The following is a 20,324-nucleotide window of genomic DNA, read 5'->3' on the forward strand; positions in this document are numbered from 1 at the left end:
GCCTAACATACCGCTCAAGGAGCATGTGTATGGCCACAAAGAAGAGACTTCCCCTGCGCGAGTTGCCGTCGATTCCGGCAGACCTGGTAGATCAATTCGTTAAAGGCCCGATGACCGCGGAGGCGGTGCAGGACCTGTCGATGGCGTTCAAGAAGGCGCTGATCGAGCGGGCCCTGGGGGCTGAGCTTGGACACCACCTGGGCTATGCCCAGGGCCAGGAGCGCCCCGAGGAGGCGACCAACCAGCGCAATGGCAAGAGCCCCAAGACGGTGCTTACCGACGACGGCCCGCTGCGCGTGAACATTCCCCGGGACCGCGACGGCAGCTTCGCCCCGATCCTGATCCCCAAGCACGAACGTCGCTTTACCGGGTTCGACGACAAGATCATCGCGATGTACGCACGCGGGATGACGGTGCGCGAGATCCAGGGGTTCCTGGCCGAGCAGTATGGCACTGAGGTCTCGCCGGAGTTCATCAGCTCGGTGACCGACGCAGTCATGGACGAGGTCACCGCCTGGCAGACCCGGCCGCTGGAGACGATGTATCCGGTGGTGTTCTTCGATGCTCTACGAGTCAAGATCCGCGAGGATGGGGTGGTGCGCAACAAGGCGGTGTACCTGGCGCTGGGTGTGCTGCCAGACGGCACGCGCGACATCCTGGGCTTGTGGATCGAGCAGACCGAAGGCGCCAAGTTCTGGATGAAGGTGTTCAACGAACTGAAGACCCGCGGCACGCAGGACATCCTGATCGCGGTCACCGACGGCTTGAAGGGCATGGAGCAGGCGCTGAACGCGGTGTTCCCAGCCACGACGCTGCAGACCTGCATCGTGCACCTTATCCGCGCCAGCCTGGACTATGCCAGTTGGAAGGAGCGGCGCACCGTGGCAGCGGCGCTCAAGCCCATTTACACCGCACCGACCGTCGAGGCAGCACTAGCGGCCCTGGCAGAGTTCGAGCGGGGGCCGTGGGGGCAACGCTACTCGCCGATCGTGGATGCCTGGCGCCGGGCCTGGGACCGCGTGATCCCGTTCTTTATGTTCCCGCCGGCCATCCGCAAGGTGATCTATACCACCAACGCCATCGAGAGCATCAATGCGCAGTTGCGGCGCGCGGTCAAAACCCGGGGCCACTTCCCTAGCGACGAGGCGGCCACCAAGCTGCTCTGGTTGGTACTGCGCAACATTACCGAGGCCTGGGGAGGTGCCACTCATGATTGGAAAACCGCCATGAACCAGTTCGCCATCATTTATGCCGAACGCTTCACCGACCCGTATCGCTGAGATAGCATCAACAAGCCTGACCGATCCTCGGCCAGGCGTTTAATGCCTTAAACACAAAAATACTGACACTCCCTACTCAAATCATGTAACAATAAGAAAACGCAATAACGCAAGTACTTTCACGGCAATTGATACCGTCGTAGCTGGGCCTAAATGGATTGAGCCATCGACGCAGGGGACCACATGAATCAGTCAGCGCCTAATTCGCCTCAGCTTACTCTTCGGTTTGCACATAACGTCATCGAGCATCTCGGCCTGAAGCTTTATCAAAACAAGCCAACGAACGTCCTAGCAGAATTGGTTTCCAATTCGTGGGATGCAATGGCTTCCAACGTCTTTATTGATCTAAGCGTGTCCGAACAAGGCACACCTACAGCCATCAGCGTTTACGACGACGGCCAAGGAATGAGCAAAGAGAGCCTGATTAAAAATTATTTAGTGGTCGGGCAACCCAAACCAAGACCGAACGACGCAAACCATGAGGTAATCGGCCGATATCCTACGGGAAGAAAAGGGATAGGCAAGCTCGCTCCATTCGGAATTGCCCAGATCGTTCACGTAATAACGGTTCATGATGGAACCGCGATGTGGCTCCGATTTGACTATGCAGCTATGCTCGCTTCAGAGCAGCAGGATGCATCAACCACCGCAATTTATGCCCCCGAAATATTAGCTGACGAAACCCCACTTAATGACGTTCTGATTGAAAATGATTCAATCATGAGTGGAGTTTTTCTAAAGTTTAGAGATGCTATTGCAGCCTCCGGCTCGGGGACGCTGATATATACAACCTCATTGACCATCAAGAAGCAAATCTCAACGAATCAGCTACGAGAGTCTCTAGGCCGCCGATTCACTGTAACTCTAGCACGCCCCGACTTCAATGTTCATGTAAATGGCGGAATTCTCACCGAGGCCGACGTATTCCCAGAGTGGGAGCTTCGAATACCCGAGCAAGGAATGTCGGAACACGTTCTAAATACACCTATCGGAAATCGCTCAGTTAAATTCTGGGTCGGGTTCGTTAAATCTGCTAGCTGGTCTCAAGAGGAAGCTGGAGTGGGGGTCTATGCTCATGGCAAGATTGCCCAGGATCGGCCATTTTTCTTTGGGGTGAAAGGCCGCGAAATTTTCTCAAGATATATGTATGCCGTAGTTGAGGCGGACTGGATTGACGAGTTACAACAAGACACTATTTCGACTGATAGAACGAGCGTCAACTGGGAGGACTCTGATCTTGAGTCACTGTATTCTTGGGGCGCCCAATCCGTAGTTACATGGATTTCAGCCTACGAGCAACGCAGAAAAGAAATCTCCAAAATCGAAGACGTAGCACTAGTCGAGGGGTTCCTCAATAACACCCGGGACATTCGCCTGAGAGAATCAGAGAAGGGGCATCTGGTCGAGCTAATAAGTGACGTAACACCTCGCCTTGGGAAAGACAATGATGCAAAGAATCGCCTCATTGAAGCTGCAGCAAAAGCATGGGTACATGAGCCGGCCAGAAAATTGATAAAGGAGCTTTGGACGCAGGTCACTACGTTCGAACCGTCCGCTTTTGTCTCATCCGTAAACAGGCTAAGTGATGAATTGGTGCCGGAAAGCTTGTCGCTAGCCGTAGCGTTCTCTCTACGTGTTTTTGCCTTAACTCAACTTCATGGTCACATACTCAAAGGTCAAGAAACGCAACTTCAACAGCTAATCGAAAATTTCCCGTGGATACTGCATTCAAAATATGAGAAATACGTCTACAGAAAAAGCCTGGCAAACATTGTAAAAGACGAAGCAGAGTTAATTGCTAAACGCAATCCGTTCCCTGCCATCCCAGCAGATCGGACGCTTCCAGATTTCGTCTTTTTCGGAACAGCTGAAGACAGGGAGATTCTGGTCGTCGAACTTAAAGGACCTGGCGATATTGCCGAGCACGAGGAATATCAACAACTACACTCTTATGTGCTATATCTAGCATCACGCTTCCAAGGTGCCAAGGTTTATGGCTTGCTCGTATCAGGCGGCCATGCACCCTACCTTTCGAGTTATCGCTCAGAAGCCATAGATTTCGAAAAATGGAGCGACGTACTACTGCGGTCTAGGCGGGGGCATATGGATCTACTGACGGCACTCTTAGTTGGGACGGATCCTGTAGGAGACGATGCACGTATACAGCAGGTATGTGAGCTAGGTGGCCAGGCGGTTCAAGATTTTCTTACCCAAATGAGTGAGCGCGAACCGACACTCCGTGATTTAGTTAATCGTCTAAAGCCAGTGCCAGGGACGCCAAGGCCGAGTTCCCAGCCCTAGGCCTGCTATTAAGAGACCAGTTTTTTAGGAGAAGTTCTCTAATCTAATGGCAAAAGCGAAATCACCGTCATACATTGACGTATCTGCTGCCACACGTCGCCGCATGCAAGCAGTGCGAGGGGAAGATACGGCACCGGAGCTGAGGGTTCGTCGCCTATTGCATGCGATGGGTTATCGGTTCCGGTTGCACGTCAAGAAACTACCTGGATCACCAGACATTGTTCTTCCGAAGTACAAAAAGATCGTACTGATTCATGGGTGCTTTTGGCATGGCCACATGGATTGCAAGCGCTCCAAGCTACCGGCTAATAACTCAGAAACTTGGAGATCCAAGATCGCAAGCAATCACGCGCGCGACCTTAGAAATACTTCTGCCTTGCACGACTTGGGATGGGACATACTAGTGGTATGGGAGTGCGAGACAAGAGATCAGGCAGCACTTGTCAAACGTCTCAAAGAGTTCCTCCCATCTGACTAGAGTTCAGCTCCCCGCATTCACGACTGAAACAGTGGCAGTGGAATTATGACTATTGGCGCGTCGACGAATTAACACATCGCTAGAATACGAGAAGTAAGTAGCTGGATCTGGGCGCCCATCTTTTTTTGCTGCAGAAGACAGTTTTTCCCACCCTTTGCGGCATCGCTCGTCACTTTGCGCCATTGGTGCACGCTCCCATTCTCGCTTCAAGATGCCATGCAGAACTTCACCATGCATCTTGGTAAAAGCAGGAGGAACTGCTTCACCAATCATCTCTCTGACGTTCGAGTGACCAAGCTTCTTTAATGCGTCACCCCACTGGAAATCTCTTGGAAAAGTTTGAATTAACGCACACTCAAGCGGACTGAGCAATCTGTGCTGCGTAGGATGAATAGTATAGTCACTTCCGATGTGCCCACTAGCCGTCGTCACGGTTGCAGCAGGCTTATCCCCATGCATCCTCCGATAGCTACTTTTGAATCCTTTAACCAAGCGATAACTGCCATCGGCCTCTTGAACGATGGGCCGAAGTAGTGGCTGATTGCAAGACGGGCATAGTACCGTATTGGGTGACGCCTCAACTGGGCCACAATGGTAACAAACGTTATTTTCCCATGCACTTTTCCCTGTGGGAGGTATCGCCTTTACCATCGCGTACATGCGCTCATTCCATACGGGAACGGCATGAAATCCAGCATATTCGTCTGCAGATGCCGTTTCTGGCCTGGCAGCGTCCAGCGCAGGCAAGGCAAAGCGTTCCAACGCAGCAGACAGTGTTATTGGTTTTGCGTTCCCCACATCGGAAGCATGCGTTGCACGAGGGAATGGCGTACGGCCGATACGGAGCAACTGCTTGAGCCCCGGCAGATCCTTTCTTACGAACGTGAGAAAGGCGCGATTCCGAGACTGTGGGACACCGAAGTCACACAAGTCAGCCACCATGGGAAATGCAACATAGTCATCGGCCAAGGCCGTAATTAAATAATTGGCAGCAGACACGGGCCTGCTGTCCGTAGGATGATGCACCTTTCGAGTTAAAAAGGCAGGCACGTTTTCCACGACTAACAATGCGGGCTTCAACTCCATTGCCACATTGGCAACAACGGTAACCAGCAAATTGCGCTCATCTTTAGAGCCTGCATCAGCGTCATCGTGACTACCCTTCCCCGAGCGCGCTGAACTCATTCCTTGACAAGGCGGGCAAGCACACAATAAGGCGGGGCGTGCTTTCCCTGCTTTAGCTCTATATTTCTTTACGACAGTCTTCCAGGTCTCGCGAAGATCGCCGGGCACACCTTCCGCACCGGGATGATTAAGAAGGCACACCTCTAGCCTGCGATGGTCTAACTCCGCCATTACTTCAAAGCAGAAACCTGCCTCACGATAACCAACGTCGCCCGCACCGCAGTTAGAGAAGAGACTGACAGCTCGAAGCTTCTTCATGTTCTATTACCTTGACGTTTTTGCACGCTCAAATCGTGCACGTCCAAAAACTGCTCATGAACCTTCTTAGCACGAGAAAGAAAATCACGCCACGACATCCTCCGGACTCGATTCTTTTCTTCAAGTCCATGAAAAGTACGTAAATTGGCGCTTTGTTTAAGTTTCAATCCATCTGCCACTAAGTCAATTCGCCATTCTCGATAGAATTCAGCCACAGTCTCTTTATTTTCTTCAAAAAACTGCTCAAAAGCATCGACATAATTGATCAAGCGAGAAAAGTCTGCATCATCGAACGCGTGATCCGCTTTCTTTATTTCTACTATATGTAGAAGTCCGTCAATACTCACCAACGTAAAATCAGGACGCTTGGTTTCATAATCAATTGCCAAAGACACTTTCGCACCATGCTTGCTTTTCCAGAATTTCTCAAAAGCATGCTTAAAATTCTTCAAGCTCTGGTTCTTGGTTATGACAGTCCATGAAGGCTCGATCAACCAGGGAGCGTTCGCAATAAGCCCTTGGAATTGATTCTCATCCATCGACACATCGATGATCTGCTGCAACTCGTTAATGACACGCACTCGCTGAGCGGCAATCTGCGCATACGATGCAAGCTCTGCAATTTGCGCTTTGCTAAAGATGTCGAGCATCTGATCCATCGAGGCCTCTCCTTTCATCACCTGATTCGTGAATTCGTGGAAGGCTTCCATTAGCGCCTGATGCGGGGCTACCGACAGGATAATTTGCGATAAATCCTCAACGTAAACGTCGTCGTTGAGTTCATCTTCTGCTGCAAATCCACCAAATTTCTTGGCCAAGTCTATGGCGACGCGTGCTACTTGTTTGTCGCCAAAGCGCTCACGCGCGCGATCTTCAATCTTGGATTTCCGTAAGAACTCATCACGCACGCGTGTTCGACGAGGTTCTCGCGAAATACGGGCAATCTCTTTGATCAGCTCTGCCCCCCATCGGCGGAGCAATTGGCCGTAATCAGAATCCCACAGAATGTCTTGCCGGTCCGTTCGAACTAGATCATCCCCCTGATCAAGATCAAGCCACTCTGCTTCCACTTGTCCTACCAAGTACGACCGCATGGCAAACTCGCCGGTAAATCCAGCCGGCTGATTAAAATCGCGGGTCACCCCTGCAATTTTGCCACGAGCATAGATGCGGACCCCCATCATTTCCTCGTTCTTGTACGCCTCTTTAGCCATACCTAGCCAGCCGGAGACAGGCAAAATTGAGCCGTCATCGTCAACCACAGGTCGGCTGGACAGATCAATTTTTGATCCTGGAAGAAGTGGAATCTCCAGTGGATTGACCTGCACTGGTTTCTCACTATCCTTGGTTGCGTCAACAATGAGAATTTTGAAGTCAGGCTTGGCAAATGTGAAACGCACTGCGAGTTGTCGTAAAAACGTATCTAGGTCTGGAACCCGTTTAGCCAAAAATGAGGTTAAACGAATCCGAGTTCCAGATTTTTTGCTCCAGGTTTGATCGTCACCTCCCACCTCCAACGGAACGGCCTCGTCCTCATCCGTGACGATCTTTTCAAAGTCCATGAAGAAATGAGTAACGGCGTAGCCTTTCGCCGTTTTCACACCACCAGCAGACCAAACCTCAATCCGCCGGCAAATGCCGAATGGCGCGAGTTTTCCTATCCCTTTTCGCCCCATCACTGGACGTTTCTTTTTACGCGAGCGACTTCCGTCCTGGCCTTTACGGCTACGACGATCTGCCCCAACCCGCAAGTAGAAGCCAATGGCTTCATCGGGCGTCATTCCATGGCCGTCGTCTTCCACGTCGATGACGTATCCAAGATCGGTAAGCGTACCACCCGCTTTGGATGCCAACTGTAGGTTTAGAGGTAGCCGAACCGTGACGGTTTCAGCGTCCGCGTCGTAGCCGTTGGCAATCAGTTCCGCAACAACGGCGCTCGCTTTGTCGTAAAGCTTCACCCCGAGCTTGTCTACGGTCAGACGCGAAATGCGCAGATGGTACGGAGACGGCTTTGCTGATGGCTTCTTCGCGGCGACTTTTTTGGCGTGGCCCAACTTGCCACGTTCGGCTGACACAACGCGACGAGAAGATGTGGCCATCGGCAACTCCAGAGTGGTGAACGCAGTTTAGCCTGCGCTACGATACTTGTTGTATGCGCATACTGCACACACGGTATTATCGCATGATCGCCTATAGGAGCCGACCATGTCCACCCGTACCAGCAAAGGCCAGAAAGCCCACGAGAAGAGTCGTGCTAAGTCAGTGGTCAGACGAGCGTTCTCGATGCAAGAATCCGATGCGCGCCTTATAGAGACACTCCGACTTCGTTGTGCCGCACACGGGATGCTCATGAACCAGAGCGAGGTCGTAAGGATCGGACTGCAAGCGCTGGCCGACATGACCGACGAGCAGTTGTGCGATGAAGCAGCCAAATTGGAACGCTTAGCTGGCACGGCGCGCGAAAAAGTGGATCCGCCGACCTTGTAACGAATCCAGCCAGGATCGGGAAGCGAGGTTTTCGGAAAAGGGCCGGAACTCTTGCTCCTCCACCAGCCCTAGAACATCCTTGGCCTTTCCCATCACGACACCGCGCGGTACAGCGCAAGCCGTCACAGGGTCGAAGAGGGGCTATGCCACAGCGCGCAGAGCCCGTCCAGCGTTCCGGCTCGGAGGCATCAGGAATCAAAGCCAAATGACCGCGACTCGCAGAGGCGCGGGGCATAAGCCCGCGAGCCCGGTGGCAGGATGCTCGCGCCCTACGCCTGACCTAGCTGCAACAAGTTGTCGCGATCGCCGCCGATAGTCACAATGAGGCTCATCACGACCCTCATGGATTCTGGACGATGGCTGCCGACTCGGAGTCGATCATGATCTCAACGCAATCCAACGCTTCCCTGCCCCATCCCAGCACCGAGCAGTATGCCCAGCTTCCGCAATTCTCGAAAGGCTCTCCGCTCCCCTTTCGCCGCACGATCCGTCGCCGCGAATTGCATCAGATCGTGCCTCTGGCGGAGACCACCATTTATGAAATGGAGCAGCGCGGCGAGTTCCCCCGGCGTTTCCGACTGACTCCACGCTGCGTGGTCTGGGATCTGGAAGAAGTCGAAGCCTGGGTCGAAGCCCGGAAACAGGCCTCACGAACCACGAAGACCGATGTGCATACTGGCCCGGACGTCAGGCAGCGCCGATACCGGCCCGTGCGGTGAATAGCCCTACTTTGACCGTGGACACGTGCAAAAAGCGAACTGCCCATGCAAATTCGATGACGGGCGCATAAAAGCGATTAGGAAAGCGCCAGTCTGCGTAAAACCGATTACGGTTCATCAAAACAGCAAGAGGATCACTCAGGGTGACCCTTCTGCGTGAAAACCAAACCTCTGAGGCTGGTGAAGCGTCCCTATCCTTCTGCCCCTGATCAGCCAGCAGGCCGAGAGCGCCGCTCATCCAACCAGGGCTTCCAGCTCCTTGGACGCCGCGCGCGGCAGCCTCCGGCCCTCCTTCGCCACATTGACCTGCAGGGCTGCCCGTGCCACCTCCAGCACATCCTTAGCCAGCGAATAGCTGCCCTTGGTCTGCAGCCAAGCCAACACATCCGCTAGGTGCCAGATCGACGCACTTCCTTCATGCACCGGTGCGGGGAAGCTGCCGGGATGGGCCAGCATCAGCTTGCGCATGTTCTGCCGCGATACGCCAACAATCTCCGCCACATCGGTCAGACCAACCAAGTCCGGCGCCACCTCGATCAGCCGTGCCAACGGCACGGCACGGCGCACATCTGCCAGCGCGCTGCGAACCGCTTCGTTCGCATCCACCGCCTCGCGGATGAACTCCAGCGCCAAGCGACCTGGTTGCCCGATGCCGACCAGGGCATCGTCGCAGCCAGCCTCGCCCAGGCGCTCGACCAACACGTCCGGGTCGTGGTCGTCGTCGGCAAGCTGGTATTTCAAGGTGAAGGTGTATTCCATCGCGCTACTCCTTGACATCGTCATCAGCCTCGCGCTGCTTGCGATGCATGGTGCAGTTGTCCACGACACGCCGCAAAGCGCGGGCGTGGTTGCTAGGGCTCTTCGGCGTACTCCATATCGACGTGATACAAAACTCACCGCAGCGGCATTCCTCGTCGTTGTACGGACAGTAAATCCGCCCCCAGGCGTGGCTCCCGCCGACTTCGACACGCCAGCCCTGCCCTTCGGCGTGCCTGAGAGCTTCCTCGACCTCTTTCTTCGGATGAGAGGAACGGGTCATCAATGATCTCCAGTATGAGGATGACCGGCCAGGTTGTCAAATGACAACCTGGCCGCCCTTCAGACCGTTGCGCTCAACGTAGGAACGACGACGTTTTCTGGCATCAGCTTCGGCAGGTAGGTCTGCCCGTCGATCCAGGCATCAACCATGTTCGCCCACTCCTGCAGCATGTGGCGCCGCTGCTCGGCGTACTCGGCCTTGTTGTAGATCGAGCGTGAGGAGCGCCCCTCTTCGTGTGCCAGACACTTCTCGATCCAATCGCGGTTGAAACCGATTTCGTTGAGTAGGGTCGATCCGGTACGGCGCAGGTCGTGGACGGTGAAAGGCTCCAGCGGCAGACCAGCCGCCTTCGCACGCTCCGCGACGATCTGCGTGACGCGATTCAAGGTCGCGTTCGACATGCAGCGGTCGGCGTCGTAGCGAGATGGCAGCACGAACTTGGAACCGGCAGCGCAAGTGTGCAGCGCTACAAAGATGTCTAGCGCCTGACGAGAGAGATAGACCACGTGCGGGTTGCGACCCTTCATCCGCTGCTTTGGAATCGTCCAGGTCGCGTTCTCGAAATCGACTTCATCCCAAGTGGCCTGGATCAACTCGCTCTTACGCACCAGCGTCAGCAGGATCATGCGCAGCGCCAGCCGGATCGTCGGATAGGTCGCCACCGATTCCATCTGCCGTGCCATCAACCGGATTTCCAGTGGCGATAACGCGCGATCCTTCGGCACGAAGGTCGCGATCGACGCCGCGCCGACGCCGTCGGCGGGATTGTCCACCTTCTCGCCATGCAGGATGGCGAAGGTATAAACCTGCTTCACGATGTCGCGGATATGTACCGCAGTGGCGGGCGCACCGCGTGCCTTCACCTTGCTGCAAAGGGCGCGTAGGTCATCGGCAGTGATTTCGCTAAGTTGTCGGTTCTGGAAGACTGGCAGGATGTCCCGATCGACGATGTGCTTGCGCATCGCCTTGGTGCTATCGGCCATCCGGGCACCTTCCAGCCACTTCGCCGTCACGTCGCCGAAGGTCTTTGCGGCAGTCAGCCGGCGCTTCTCGCGCTGCTTCTCCAGCGCGGGGGACTTGCCCTGGGCGACGGCCTTCTTGGCGTCGATCAGCTTTTCGCGGGCCAATGCCAACGAAATGCCCGCCGGACCGTAGCGGCCAATGGTCAGCGTCTCGCGGCGCCCGTTGAGACGGTAATCGTAGCGGAAGGTGACGGTACCGGTAGGCGATACCGTCACGTACATTCCATCGCGGTCAGAAGCCTTATAAATCTTGGACTTAGGCTTGAGGTTGCGCAGTGCGGTGTCGGTAAGTATCGAGGTTTTTCCTCCTGTTCGTGACGGCTTTTACCGTCAGAGGCCAGGAGACCTGCTGATGCTCGGAAAGCCGCATGAAACTAGCTTTCCCGAGGAGACTTTTACCGTCAAAGACGGCTTTGGTCCGAATAGTGAACGGGAGGGTCTTAATCCGGCCTCCGGTTCTTACCGCCACTTCCACCGCCAACCTGTTCTGCTGGCCGGCGACAGTCACCGATAGCTGCCGCGACGTATCCACTTGAAAATCAACACGTTACGGCGTCTTTTCGATAGCTGACGATAGTCCCCGAAGGACCTGATTTCACTCCCACTCAATCGTCGCAGGCGGCTTGCTCGACACGTCATACACCACCCGGTTAATCCCCCGCACCTCATTAATAATCCGCGAGGAAATCCGAGCCAGCAACGGATGCGGCAACGGCGCCCAATCCGCCGTCATGAAGTCAAACGTCTGCACAGCCCGCAGCGCCACGACATATTCGTAGGTGCGGCCATCCCCCATCACCCCCACCGACTTCACCGGCAGGAACACGGCGAACGCCTGCGAGGTCAGCTCGTACCAGGTCAGGCCGCTGGCCTCGTCCTTGGTGTTGCGCAGTTCCTCGATGAAGATCGCATCCGCGCGGCGCAGCAGCTCGGCGTATTCATGCTTGACTTCGCCCAGAATGCGCACGCCCAGGCCCGGGCCCGGGAACGGGTGGCGGTAGACCATCTGCGGCGGCAGGCCCAGGGCCACGCCCAGTTCGCGGACTTCGTCCTTGAACAGTTCGCGCAGGGGTTCCAGCAGCTTCAGGTTCAGCGTATCCGGCAGGCCGCCGACGTTGTGGTGCGACTTGATCGAGGTGGCCTTGCCGGTCTTGGCGCCGGCCGATTCGATGACGTCGGGGTAGATGGTGCCCTGGGCCAGCCACTTGGCGCTCTTCTGCTTGCCGGCTTGTTCCTGGAACACTTCGACGAACTCGCGGCCGATGATCTTGCGCTTGGCTTCGGGGTCGGCCACGCCGGACAGCTTGCCCATGAACTGGGCGGTGGCGTCGACGTGGATGATCTTGACGCCCATGTTCTCGGCGAAGGTCTGCATGACCTGCTTGCCTTCGTCCAGGCGCAACAGGCCGTGGTCGACGAACACGCACGTCAATTGATCGCCGATGGCCTTGTGGATCAGGGCCGCGGCCACCGACGAATCGACGCCGCCGGACAGGCCGAGGATGACTTCGTCTTCACCGACCTGCTCGCGGATGCGGGCGACGGCTTCGGCGACGTAGTCGGGCATGTTCCAGTCGCCCTGGCATTCGCAGATCTCGTTGACGAAGCGGGCCAGCATGGCCTTGCCTTGCACGGTGTGCGTGACTTCGGGGTGGAACTGCACGGCGTAGAAGCGGCGTTCTTCGTCGGCCATGCCGGCGATGGGGCAGGACGGCGTGGAGGCCATCAGCTTGAAGCCCGGCGGCAGCTCGGTGACCTTGTCACCGTGGCTCATCCAGACCTTGAGCATGCCGTGGCCTTCGGCCGTGGTGAAGTCTTCCAGGCCTTCCAGCAGCTTGGTGTGGCCGTGGGCGCGGACTTCGGCGTAGCCGAATTCGCGGTGGTCGGAGAAGCTGACCACGCCGCCCAGTTGTTGCGCCATGGACTGCATGCCATAACAGATGCCCAGCACGGGCACGCCCAGCTCGAACACGGCGTGCGGCACGCGCATGGAGCCTTCTTCGTAGGCCGATGCGTGGCTGCCCGACAGGATGATGCCCTTCAGGCCCTGCGCCATCTGGTCGCGGATGAAGGCATCGTCGACGTCGCCCGGGTGCACTTCGGAGTAGACGCCGGCTTCGCGGACGCGGCGGGCGATCAGTTGGGTGACTTGCGAACCGTAGTCGAGAATGAGGATGCGCTGGTGCATGGAGACTCTACCGGTAAGGAATGAAATCGCTGTAAATAAAACCGCACCGGCAGACCCGCTGACTGATTTTGCGGTTCTGCCGGTGCGTGATGCATGACATTGTAGTTGACTGTACGGGGATCAGTCGGCGCGGTAGTTGGGCGCTTCCTTGGTGATCTGTACGTCGTGCACGTGGGATTCGCGGACACCGGCGGAGGTGATTTCCACGAATTCAGCCTTGGTGCGCATGTCGTCGATGGTGGCGGCGCCGCAGTAGCCCATGGAGGCGCGGATGCCGCCGACCAGTTGGTAGATGATGGCCAGCACGCTGCCCTTGTAGGGGACGCGGCCTTCGATGCCTTCGGGGACCAGCTTGTCGGCGTTGTTGGCCGGGTCCTGGAAGTAGCGGTCGGCCGAGCCTTCCGTCATGGCGCCCAGGCTGCCCATGCCGCGGTACGACTTGTACGAACGGCCCTGGAACAGCACCACTTCGCCCGGCGCTTCTTCGGTGCCGGCGAACATGCCGCCCATCATGCAGGAGAACGCGCCGGCGGCCAGGGCCTTGGCGACGTCGCCCGAGTAGCGGATGCCGCCGTCGGCGATCAGCGGCACGCCCGTGCCTTCCAGCGCCTTGGCGACTTCGGAGATCGCGTGGATCTGCGGCACGCCGACGCCAGCGACGATGCGGGTGGTGCAGATCGAGCCGGGGCCGATACCGACCTTGACGCCGTCAGCGCCGTACTCGACCAGCGCACGCGCGGCGGCGGCGGTGGCGATGTTGCCGCCGATGACTTCGACCTTGGGGTAGTTCTGCTTGACCCAGCGCACGCCTTCCAGCACGCCCTTGGAGTGGCCGTGGGCGGTGTCGACGATCAGCACGTCGACGCCGGCGGCGACCAGCTTTTCAACGCGCTCTTCGGTGTTGCCACCGACGCCGACCGCGGCGCCGACGCGCAACTGGCCCTGGGCGTCCTTGCTGGCCAGCGGGTGCTCGGTGTTCTTGACGATGTCCTTGACGGTAGCCAGGCCGCGCAGCTCGAAACCGTCGTTGACGATGAGCACGCGTTCCAGGCGATGCTTGTGCATCAGGGCCTGCGCTTCATCGAGCGTGGCGCCTTCCTTCATGGTGACCAGGCGTTCCTGCGGCGTCATGATGTTGCGCAGGGGCTGGTCCAGGTTCTCTTCGAAGCGCAGGTCGCGGTTGGTGACGATGCCGACCAGCTTGCGCCCTTCCACCACCGGCAGGCCCGAGATGCCATGCTGGCGCTGCAACGCAATGGCGTCGCGCACTTTCATCTGGGGGGTGACGGTGACCGGATCGATCACGATGCCGAATTCGTGGCGCTTGACGCGGGCGACTTCACGGGCCTGGGCGTCGGCGGACAGATTCTTGTGGATGATCCCGATGCCACCTTCCTGGGCCATGGCGATCGCCAGGCGGGATTCGGTGACCGTGTCCATGGCGGCGGACACAAGGGGGATGTTCAGGGAGATGTTGCGGGTGAGGCGCGTGGCCAGGGAGGTGTCGCGCGGCAACACCTCGGAATACGCAGGCACCAACAACACATCGTCGAAGGTGAGCGCTTTTTGAACGAGACGCATGGGTAACTCCGGGCGCAAAGCAAGATTATACGCCGCTGACGTGTTTTGACTAGGTGTTGACCCTAGGTCGGGACGGAATTTTTGCGACTTTTTTCAATAGGCGTTGCGACATTGCACCATTTTTACCCGGATTATATTGACAAGCGCTTTGGCAAGCCGCACAATGCCAGACATTAAATTTATCCGGGTAAATAAACCCCTGTACGCCATGACCCAACCTCTCCTTCCCCATACCGCTTTCGAAGGCCACCGCCTGCTGGCGCGTGGCGCGCTCGCCGAGGTCGCCCTGGCCGTCAGGCAGGCCCAGGACAGTCACGCCAACCGTCATGGCGACGGCGCGATTCTGGTGTTCGACGACCGTACCGGCAAGCAGGTCGACCTGGACCTGCGCGGCGCTGACGCCGACATCCGCGCGCGCTATCAGGCGCCGGCCGATGCCGCCCCCGCGCCCGCCGAGGAAGCGGACGGCGCCGACGCCGCCCCGCGCGGCCGCGGACGGCCCAAGCTGGGCGTGGTGCCGCGCGAGGTGACGCTGCTGCCGCGCCACTGGGACTGGCTGGCGGCGCAGCCGGGCGGCGCGTCGGTGGCGCTACGCAAACTGGTGGAACAGGCGCGCCGCGACAACGAGGCGCGCGACCAGCAGCGGCAACGACAGGAAGCGGCGTATCACTTCATGTCGAGCATGGGCGGCAACCTGCCGGGCTTCGAGGAGGCCACGCGGGCGCTGTATGCCGATGATCGCGCGGGTTTCACGCGGCAGGTGGCCGCATGGCCGGCGGACGTGCGCGATTACGCCATGGCGCTGGCGTGGGCGGATGAGCAGGCCTGAGCGGCAGACCGCGTATCGCTGGGCGCGGTCCCTGTCCCTGCGCCCTATCCCTACGCGCATGCCTGCGCCCCACACCTGCGCCCCCTACCTGCCCCCACCATGACTGCGGGCCGCCACTGCGCCCCATCGCTGCGCGCGCCGCTGGCGCGGGGCGGCGCGAGTGTCATGCGCCGCTTCCAATCGTGCGTCGGCAGCATCCCGGCGCCCCAAGCAAGCGACGCCCGCCGCTGGTAAGCTGTACGTCATGGATACGGATACCGCGCCCCGCAACTTCCTGCTGTACGACGGCGACTGCCCGTTCTGCACCAACTACGTGCGGATGGTGCAGTTGCGCAAGGCCGTCGGCCCGGTCGAATTGCTCGACATGCGCCAACATCCCGAACTGGTGGCGTATTTCCGCGACCGTGGCTATGACCTGAACGACGGCATGCTGCTGCGGCTGGAGGGGCACATCTACTGGGGCGCCGATTGCATCAACCGGCTGGCGCTGCTCAGTTCCGACAGCGACCTGTTCAACCAGATCAATGCGGCCATCTTCCGCCGCCCGTGCCTGTCGGCGGCGCTGTATCCCTTCATGAGCCGTGGCCGCGCGCTGACGCTGGCGCTGCTGGGCAAGAAGAAGATGCCGGCCTGACAGCGGCGGCCCGCTTGGTCGCGCGCCTTGCCTTGCCTTGCCGCGTTGCCTCGCCTCGTCGCGCCTTGCCTCACCGCGCCCCGCCTCATCGCGTCCTGCCTCATCGCGTCCTGCCTCATCGCGCCCTGCCTCTCCCCGCCGCGCCTCTCCCCGCCGCGCCTCTCCCCGTCCCGCCTAGCCTGGTTCCGTCCCGTCTCGTCTCGCCCCGCAGCAATGCTAAATTGCGGATCACCCCCTGACGGAGACCCCATGCCCGAGCCGAGCACCGCTGCCGACGGCACGCTGACGCCGCCCGTTGCGCCCCCGAACGAAGCGCCCGGCGCGATGCCGGCCGACGGTTTCTCGCTGACCGCGCCGATCACGCTGCAGGACCGCATCGCGGCCGCGCTGTTCAGCTACGCGGACATGTTCGGGGCCGCCCGGCGGCGCGCGCTGTACTTCCTGGCGTGGGTGGTGCTGGCGCTGTTGGGGATGCTGGGGTTCTCTTCCTGGCGGGATAGCGGCGAGCGGGGCTTCGGCCCGTTCCTCTCGCGCTTCTTTCACGACCTGTTCGGCCTGGACGGCGTGCCCATCCTGGTCGTGGCCATCCCGGTGCTGATCTACTACATCCGCCATCCGGCGATCGTGCGCGGGCGCCTGGCGCGCTGGTGCCGCGACGAAGGGCTCGACCAGACCATCCACCCGCTCTATTACTTTCAGCCGGGCGGGCTTACCGTCACCCTGCCGGGACGCAAGACGGCCATGGCGTGCTCGCGCATCCAGGGGCTTGCCGAAACCTCCGAACACCTGTTCATCCAGTTGCGCAACATCGAGGACGTGTACGCCCTGCCGCGACAGGCGCTATCCGACGAGCAGGTGGCGCGCATCAAGGCGTGGGCCGCATCCTGCCACGCCGGCGCCCCCGACGCGACGCAGCACCCGCCGCGAGCGCGGCAGGCGCCCGAGGCCGCGCCGCCGCTGCTGACGACGCGCTTCCTGCTGAACCAGGAAGACCGGGCCGCCGCGATCTCGTGGCAGATCGAACGTCCCGGCATGCGGCGGCGCCGCCGGCGCGGTTTCCTGCTGGCCTTCGCGCTGACCGCCCTGCTGGTGCCGCTGATATTCGTGCTGCTGTGGCTGCTGGACCCCGAGCGGGTGCCGCTGCGCTATGCCTGGCCGCTGTTCGGCGAGATGTTCACGGACAGTTTCTGGAAGATCACGCTGGGGTTCTGGGCCATACTGGCCGTCATCATCCTGCTGCATCCCTGGTCCCGGCGCCGCCACGCTTACAAGCTAGCCGGGCAGATGCACCGACGCATGCCGGCCGAGGAGCACGAGGCGCGGCTGTATGACGATCGGCTCGAGGTCTGGCAGGACGGTTGGGTCAACAGCTTCGCGACGGCCGGCTTCGACCGGGTCGAGCGGCAAGGCGAACACCTGATCCTGATGCGGCGGGAGGGCGAACCGCTGATCCTGCCCCGACGCGCGCTGGACGCGGAGCAGTTGGCGCTGTTCGAACGCACCCTCACGGGCGGCGCGGGTGGCGACCATCGCCAGCGCGGGGATACGCCATGAGCGGGCCGGCCTTGATCCGCCTGGCGGCCCTGTGCGCGGCGCTTGGCGCGCTGGCGCCGGCCGCTTCCGCCGGCACCCTCGATCTGCCGCATGGCCTGTCGGTGCAGCTGCCAGAGGGCTGGGTGGCGGACGGCTCGCCACAAGGCGAGGTCTCTCGCAGCGGCATGCGGCGCGTGCAACTGGTCTGCGAAAGCGAGGCCTGCGAACAGACGCAGGAAACCTGCACCCTGCTGATGCAGGCCAAGCCGCTCGAAGGCGACGACGATGACGCCCGCTTGCAAGCGCTTTATGCCTCGCCGCTCAAGCGCTATTTCCGGTTGCGGGCGGTGCTGCGCGCGACCAGTCCCGACGCCGATATCCGCCAGCCGCTGGAGCGGGTGCGGATCGGCGATCGGGATTGGTACCGGGTCGAGACCGATGCGCGGCACCAGTACCGGTCGGGCGTGTTTGCCGAGACCGTGGTCGACGGCCTGTACGTCGGCGCGATCTGCAAGTCGTGCGAGACCGGCGAACAGCGCCACCGGGACGGACTGCGGATCATCGAGAGCCTGAAGTCGGATGCGAACGCCGTGTCGCGTTGAACGCCGCGAACGCCATGCAATGCCCTGGCCGGTTGCGTTGAACGCCACGGGCGCCTGCGCAATGCCCTTCCCATCGCGTTGAACGGCGACGACACGCCGGGCGCGCCCCCGGCTGTCGCCCCCTTCAGGGCGCGGGGGGCAGCACCTCGGCCACCTGCCGCAGGAAGGCCTCCAGCGCCGGGTTGTCGTGCTGCGCATGCCAGGCCAGGTACATATCGGCATACAGGTCGCGCTGGCCCAGCGACCGGAACTCCACCCCCTCCAGGCGCAGCTCGCGCGCCGAATCGGGCACGATGCCCACGCCCAGTCCGGCCCGCACCAGCGCCAGCAAGGTATGCGTCTGGCTGGCGCGCTGCACGTAGTCGGGCTGCACGTCGGCCAGGCCGAACGCGCCGACGATGCGGTCATAGAAGTATTTGCCTTCGCGCGGCGAATACAGCACGAAGGGCTGGCCCTGCAGCAGCCGCAGCGGCACCACCTCCTGTTCGCACAGCGGTGAATCCGCCGGCAGCGCCAGCACCAGCGGCTCGCGCTCGATCAGGCGGGCCTCGATGCCGGCCTGCTGCGGCACGCTGCGCGCCAGGATCGCGTCCAGTTCCCGCGCCAGCAGCAGGCGCGACAGGTCGGTGCTGACGGTTTCGCGCAACTGGATCTCCACGCCCGGCAACCGCTTGCGGGCCCGCATGATGAGCGAGGGCATCAGGCGGTACGAGGCCACCGCCGTGAAGCCCAGCGTGATGTGGCCGGCGTCGCCGCCGGCGGTGCGGCGGGCGCTGGCGGTGGCGCGGGCCGAGTACTCCAGCAGGTGGCGCGCGTCGCGCAGGAAGCGGCGGCCAGCGGCGCTCAGTTCGACCTGGCGGCTGCTGCGCTCGAACAGCGTCACGCCCAGGTCCTGCTCCAGCAACTGGATCTGGCGCGACAGCGGCGGCTGCGTCATGCACAGGCGCTGGGCGGCGCGGCCGAAGTGCAGTTCCTCGGCCACGGCGATGAAGCATTCGAGCTGGCGGAATTCCATCGATTCAATCCTTGAATTGATCAATGCTATTTATAGCTCGAATAGTCATCCATCGGCCGGCGTTCCTATACTCGGCCGCAGCACCGGGGCGCGTTTTTCCGCCCCGCGAAAGGAGTGCCATCGCAGCATCGACTTTCCGCGGCCCGCGCCGCTTACTACTACAAAGAGAAGACCATGGAGACACGCAATTCCGCACGCCCGCGCCGCCGCTTCCTTGCCGCGGCCCTGGCCCTGGCCGCCTGTGGCGTCCTGCCCGCCGCGGCGCAGGCCGCGCCGTTCCCGGACCGCCCGATCAACCTGATCGTGCCGTTCTCGCCGGGCGGCGGCACCGACATTTCCGCGCGCCTGCTGGCGGCGGCGCTGGGCGACAAGCTGGCGGCCTCGGTGGTGGTGGACAACCGCCCCGGCGCCGGCGGGCAGATCGCCGCCGATCTGGTGGCGCGCGCCAACCCCGACGGCTACACGCTGCTGTTCGCCAATTCGGGCATGCTGGCGATCAATCCGTGGATCTACAAGCTGCATTCCGATCCGGCCACCGCGTTCGCACCGGTATCGCTGTTCTCGGACCTGCCGTTCGTGCTGGTGGTGCCCACCACCCTGCCCGCCAAGAACGTGAAGGACCTGGTGACGCTGGCGCGCGCGCAACCGGGCAAGCACACCTTCGCCAGTTCCGGCACCGGCGGCGCGCCGCACCTGTCGGGCGAGATTTTCCAGCAGGCCACCGGCACCGACCTGATGCACGTGCCCTACAAGGGCGGCGGCCCGGCCATGACCGACCTGATGGCGGGCCGCGTCGACATGCTGTTCGCATCGGTGCTGGAGACCATTCCGTACGTCAATTCCGGCAAGCTGCGCGCGCTGGCGGTGACCGGCGCGACGCGTTCGCCCGCGCTGCCCGACGTGCCGACCATCGACGAGGCCGGCGTCAAGAACGCGCAGACCGGCTCATGGACGGCGGTGCTGGCGCCGGCGGGCACGCCGCAGGCGGTGATCGACAAGCTGTCGGCCGCGATCCGCGAAGTGGCCAGCGACCCGGCGATGCAGGCCAAGCTCGAATCGCAGGGCGCGCTGGCGCACGGTTCGACGCCGCAGGAACTGCAGGCGCTGGCGGCCAGCGAACGCGCGCGCTACGGGGAGATCATCAAGACACGGCATATCCAGACCCAATGATCG

General features: G+C 60.4%; 18 protein-coding genes. 10 read left to right on the forward strand and 8 right to left on the reverse strand.

Going from position 1 to position 20,324, the window contains the following annotated elements:
• Positions 1–29 precede the first annotated feature (29 nt).
• The 3 genes from AAID08_RS16410 to AAID08_RS16420 all read left to right on the forward strand — a co-directional run bounded on the left by AAID08_RS16410 (position 30) and on the right by AAID08_RS16420 (position 4,059).
• The gene (locus tag AAID08_RS16410; protein WP_395756634.1) at positions 30–1,280 is read left to right on the forward strand and encodes an IS256 family transposase; all 1,251 of its coding nucleotides are present in this window, start codon (positions 30–32) and stop codon (positions 1,278–1,280) included.
• A gap of 183 nt (positions 1,281–1,463) precedes the next feature.
• Complete coding sequence (locus tag AAID08_RS16415) at positions 1,464–3,581, forward strand: ATP-binding protein (protein WP_395756635.1); 2,118 nt, start codon at positions 1,464–1,466, stop codon at positions 3,579–3,581.
• 103 nt (positions 3,582–3,684) lie between these two features.
• Positions 3,685–4,059, forward strand: coding sequence for a very short patch repair endonuclease (locus AAID08_RS16420; protein ID WP_395757824.1), 375 nt, complete (start codon positions 3,685–3,687; stop codon positions 4,057–4,059).
• A gap of 3 nt (positions 4,060–4,062) precedes the next feature.
• Here the strand turns inward: AAID08_RS16420 and AAID08_RS16425 are convergent, their stop codons facing one another.
• Together AAID08_RS16425 and AAID08_RS16430 are read right to left on the reverse strand one after the other, a co-directional pair.
• Positions 4,063–5,502 carry a DNA cytosine methyltransferase gene (locus tag AAID08_RS16425; protein WP_395756636.1) on the reverse strand — a complete coding sequence of 480 codons (1,440 nt, stop codon included), beginning with the start codon at positions 5,500–5,502 and terminating at the stop codon, positions 4,063–4,065.
• Entirely contained in the window at positions 5,499–7,601 is a 2,103-nt protein-coding gene (locus AAID08_RS16430; protein ID WP_272569999.1) for an ATP-binding protein, read from the reverse strand. The genes AAID08_RS16425 and AAID08_RS16430 overlap by 4 nt, the downstream gene beginning before the upstream one ends.
• A gap of 106 nt (positions 7,602–7,707) precedes the next feature.
• On the opposite strand from AAID08_RS16430, the gene AAID08_RS16435 reads away from it, so the two are divergent.
• Complete coding sequence (locus tag AAID08_RS16435) at positions 7,708–7,989, forward strand: hypothetical protein (protein ID WP_272570001.1); 282 nt, start codon at positions 7,708–7,710, stop codon at positions 7,987–7,989.
• 356 nt (positions 7,990–8,345) lie between these two features.
• Positions 8,346–8,708, forward strand: coding sequence for an AlpA family phage regulatory protein (locus AAID08_RS16440; RefSeq protein ID WP_272570003.1), 363 nt, complete (start codon positions 8,346–8,348; stop codon positions 8,706–8,708).
• A gap of 234 nt (positions 8,709–8,942) precedes the next feature.
• Here the strand turns inward: AAID08_RS16440 and AAID08_RS16445 are convergent, their stop codons facing one another.
• The 5 genes from AAID08_RS16445 to guaB all read right to left on the reverse strand — a co-directional run bounded on the left by AAID08_RS16445 (position 8,943) and on the right by guaB (position 14,538).
• On the reverse strand, positions 8,943–9,467 hold the full coding sequence (locus AAID08_RS16445; protein WP_272570005.1) for a DNA-binding protein: 525 nt from the start codon (positions 9,465–9,467) through the stop codon (positions 8,943–8,945).
• A gap of 4 nt (positions 9,468–9,471) precedes the next feature.
• Positions 9,472–9,747, reverse strand: a complete 276-nt coding sequence (locus AAID08_RS16450) for a hypothetical protein (RefSeq protein ID WP_272570007.1) — start codon at positions 9,745–9,747, stop codon at positions 9,472–9,474.
• 59 nt (positions 9,748–9,806) lie between these two features.
• Positions 9,807–11,063 (reverse strand): tyrosine-type recombinase/integrase, encoded by a 1,257-nt coding sequence (locus AAID08_RS16455; protein WP_395757825.1) that lies wholly within the window; start codon positions 11,061–11,063, stop codon positions 9,807–9,809.
• A 301-nt stretch (positions 11,064–11,364) separates the two neighbouring features.
• On the reverse strand, positions 11,365–12,957 hold the full coding sequence (guaA, locus tag AAID08_RS16460) for a glutamine-hydrolyzing GMP synthase (RefSeq protein ID WP_395756637.1): 1,593 nt from the start codon (positions 12,955–12,957) through the stop codon (positions 11,365–11,367).
• Between the two features lie 120 nt (positions 12,958–13,077).
• On the reverse strand, positions 13,078–14,538 hold the full coding sequence (gene guaB / locus AAID08_RS16465; protein ID WP_049073345.1) for an IMP dehydrogenase: 1,461 nt from the start codon (positions 14,536–14,538) through the stop codon (positions 13,078–13,080).
• Positions 14,539–14,746: 208 nt separating this feature from the next.
• Between guaB and AAID08_RS16470 the strand changes: the two genes are divergently transcribed.
• The 4 genes from AAID08_RS16470 (at position 14,747) to AAID08_RS16485 (ending at position 18,136) form a co-directional block, all read left to right on the forward strand.
• The gene (locus AAID08_RS16470) at positions 14,747–15,367 is read left to right on the forward strand and encodes a DUF2239 family protein (protein ID WP_395756638.1); all 621 of its coding nucleotides are present in this window, start codon (positions 14,747–14,749) and stop codon (positions 15,365–15,367) included.
• A 244-nt stretch (positions 15,368–15,611) separates the two neighbouring features.
• On the forward strand, positions 15,612–16,001 hold the full coding sequence (locus AAID08_RS16475) for a DCC1-like thiol-disulfide oxidoreductase family protein (protein ID WP_006387081.1): 390 nt from the start codon (positions 15,612–15,614) through the stop codon (positions 15,999–16,001).
• Between the two features lie 249 nt (positions 16,002–16,250).
• Entirely contained in the window at positions 16,251–17,555 is a 1,305-nt protein-coding gene (locus tag AAID08_RS16480; protein WP_395756639.1) for a YcxB family protein, read from the forward strand.
• Positions 17,552–18,136, forward strand: a complete 585-nt coding sequence (locus AAID08_RS16485) for a hypothetical protein (protein ID WP_395756640.1) — start codon at positions 17,552–17,554, stop codon at positions 18,134–18,136. The genes AAID08_RS16480 and AAID08_RS16485 overlap by 4 nt, the downstream gene beginning before the upstream one ends.
• Before the next feature lie 124 nt (positions 18,137–18,260).
• Here the strand turns inward: AAID08_RS16485 and AAID08_RS16490 are convergent, their stop codons facing one another.
• Positions 18,261–19,151, reverse strand: coding sequence for a LysR family transcriptional regulator (locus AAID08_RS16490; RefSeq protein WP_049073341.1), 891 nt, complete (start codon positions 19,149–19,151; stop codon positions 18,261–18,263).
• Between the two features lie 174 nt (positions 19,152–19,325).
• On the opposite strand from AAID08_RS16490, the gene AAID08_RS16495 reads away from it, so the two are divergent.
• On the forward strand, positions 19,326–20,321 hold the full coding sequence (locus AAID08_RS16495; RefSeq protein WP_372412673.1) for a Bug family tripartite tricarboxylate transporter substrate binding protein: 996 nt from the start codon (positions 19,326–19,328) through the stop codon (positions 20,319–20,321).
• Positions 20,322–20,324: the final 3 nt, after the last annotated feature.

This window comes from Achromobacter sp. EB05, assembly GCF_044232075.1.
GTDB classification, from domain to species: Bacteria; Pseudomonadota; Gammaproteobacteria; order Burkholderiales; family Burkholderiaceae_B; genus Achromobacter; species Achromobacter dolens.

Excerpts from the sequence above, each read along its gene's own strand:
- AAID08_RS16410 (WP_395756634.1), top strand. The coding sequence starts at position 30 with ATGGCCACAAAGAAGAGACTTCCCCTGCGCGAGTTGCCGTCGATTCCG.
- AAID08_RS16415 (WP_395756635.1), top strand. The coding sequence starts at position 1,464 with ATGAATCAGTCAGCGCCTAATTCGCCTCAGCTTACTCTTCGGTTTGCA.
- AAID08_RS16420 (WP_395757824.1), top strand. The coding sequence starts at position 3,685 with ATGCAAGCAGTGCGAGGGGAAGATACGGCACCGGAGCTGAGGGTTCGT.
- AAID08_RS16425 (WP_395756636.1), bottom strand. The coding sequence starts at position 5,502 with ATGAAGAAGCTTCGAGCTGTCAGTCTCTTCTCTAACTGCGGTGCGGGC.
- AAID08_RS16430 (WP_272569999.1), bottom strand. The coding sequence starts at position 7,601 with ATGGCCACATCTTCTCGTCGCGTTGTGTCAGCCGAACGTGGCAAGTTG.
- AAID08_RS16435 (WP_272570001.1), top strand. The coding sequence starts at position 7,708 with ATGTCCACCCGTACCAGCAAAGGCCAGAAAGCCCACGAGAAGAGTCGT.
- AAID08_RS16440 (WP_272570003.1), top strand. The coding sequence starts at position 8,346 with ATGGCTGCCGACTCGGAGTCGATCATGATCTCAACGCAATCCAACGCT.
- AAID08_RS16445 (WP_272570005.1), bottom strand. The coding sequence starts at position 9,467 with ATGGAATACACCTTCACCTTGAAATACCAGCTTGCCGACGACGACCAC.
- AAID08_RS16450 (WP_272570007.1), bottom strand. The coding sequence starts at position 9,747 with ATGACCCGTTCCTCTCATCCGAAGAAAGAGGTCGAGGAAGCTCTCAGG.
- guaA (WP_395756637.1), bottom strand. The coding sequence starts at position 12,957 with ATGCACCAGCGCATCCTCATTCTCGACTACGGTTCGCAAGTCACCCAA.
- guaB (WP_049073345.1), bottom strand. The coding sequence starts at position 14,538 with ATGCGTCTCGTTCAAAAAGCGCTCACCTTCGACGATGTGTTGTTGGTG.
- AAID08_RS16470 (WP_395756638.1), top strand. The coding sequence starts at position 14,747 with ATGACCCAACCTCTCCTTCCCCATACCGCTTTCGAAGGCCACCGCCTG.
- AAID08_RS16475 (WP_006387081.1), top strand. The coding sequence starts at position 15,612 with ATGGATACGGATACCGCGCCCCGCAACTTCCTGCTGTACGACGGCGAC.
- AAID08_RS16480 (WP_395756639.1), top strand. The coding sequence starts at position 16,251 with ATGCCCGAGCCGAGCACCGCTGCCGACGGCACGCTGACGCCGCCCGTT.
- AAID08_RS16485 (WP_395756640.1), top strand. The coding sequence starts at position 17,552 with ATGAGCGGGCCGGCCTTGATCCGCCTGGCGGCCCTGTGCGCGGCGCTT.
- AAID08_RS16490 (WP_049073341.1), bottom strand. The coding sequence starts at position 19,151 with ATGGAATTCCGCCAGCTCGAATGCTTCATCGCCGTGGCCGAGGAACTG.
- AAID08_RS16495 (WP_372412673.1), top strand. The coding sequence starts at position 19,326 with ATGGAGACACGCAATTCCGCACGCCCGCGCCGCCGCTTCCTTGCCGCG.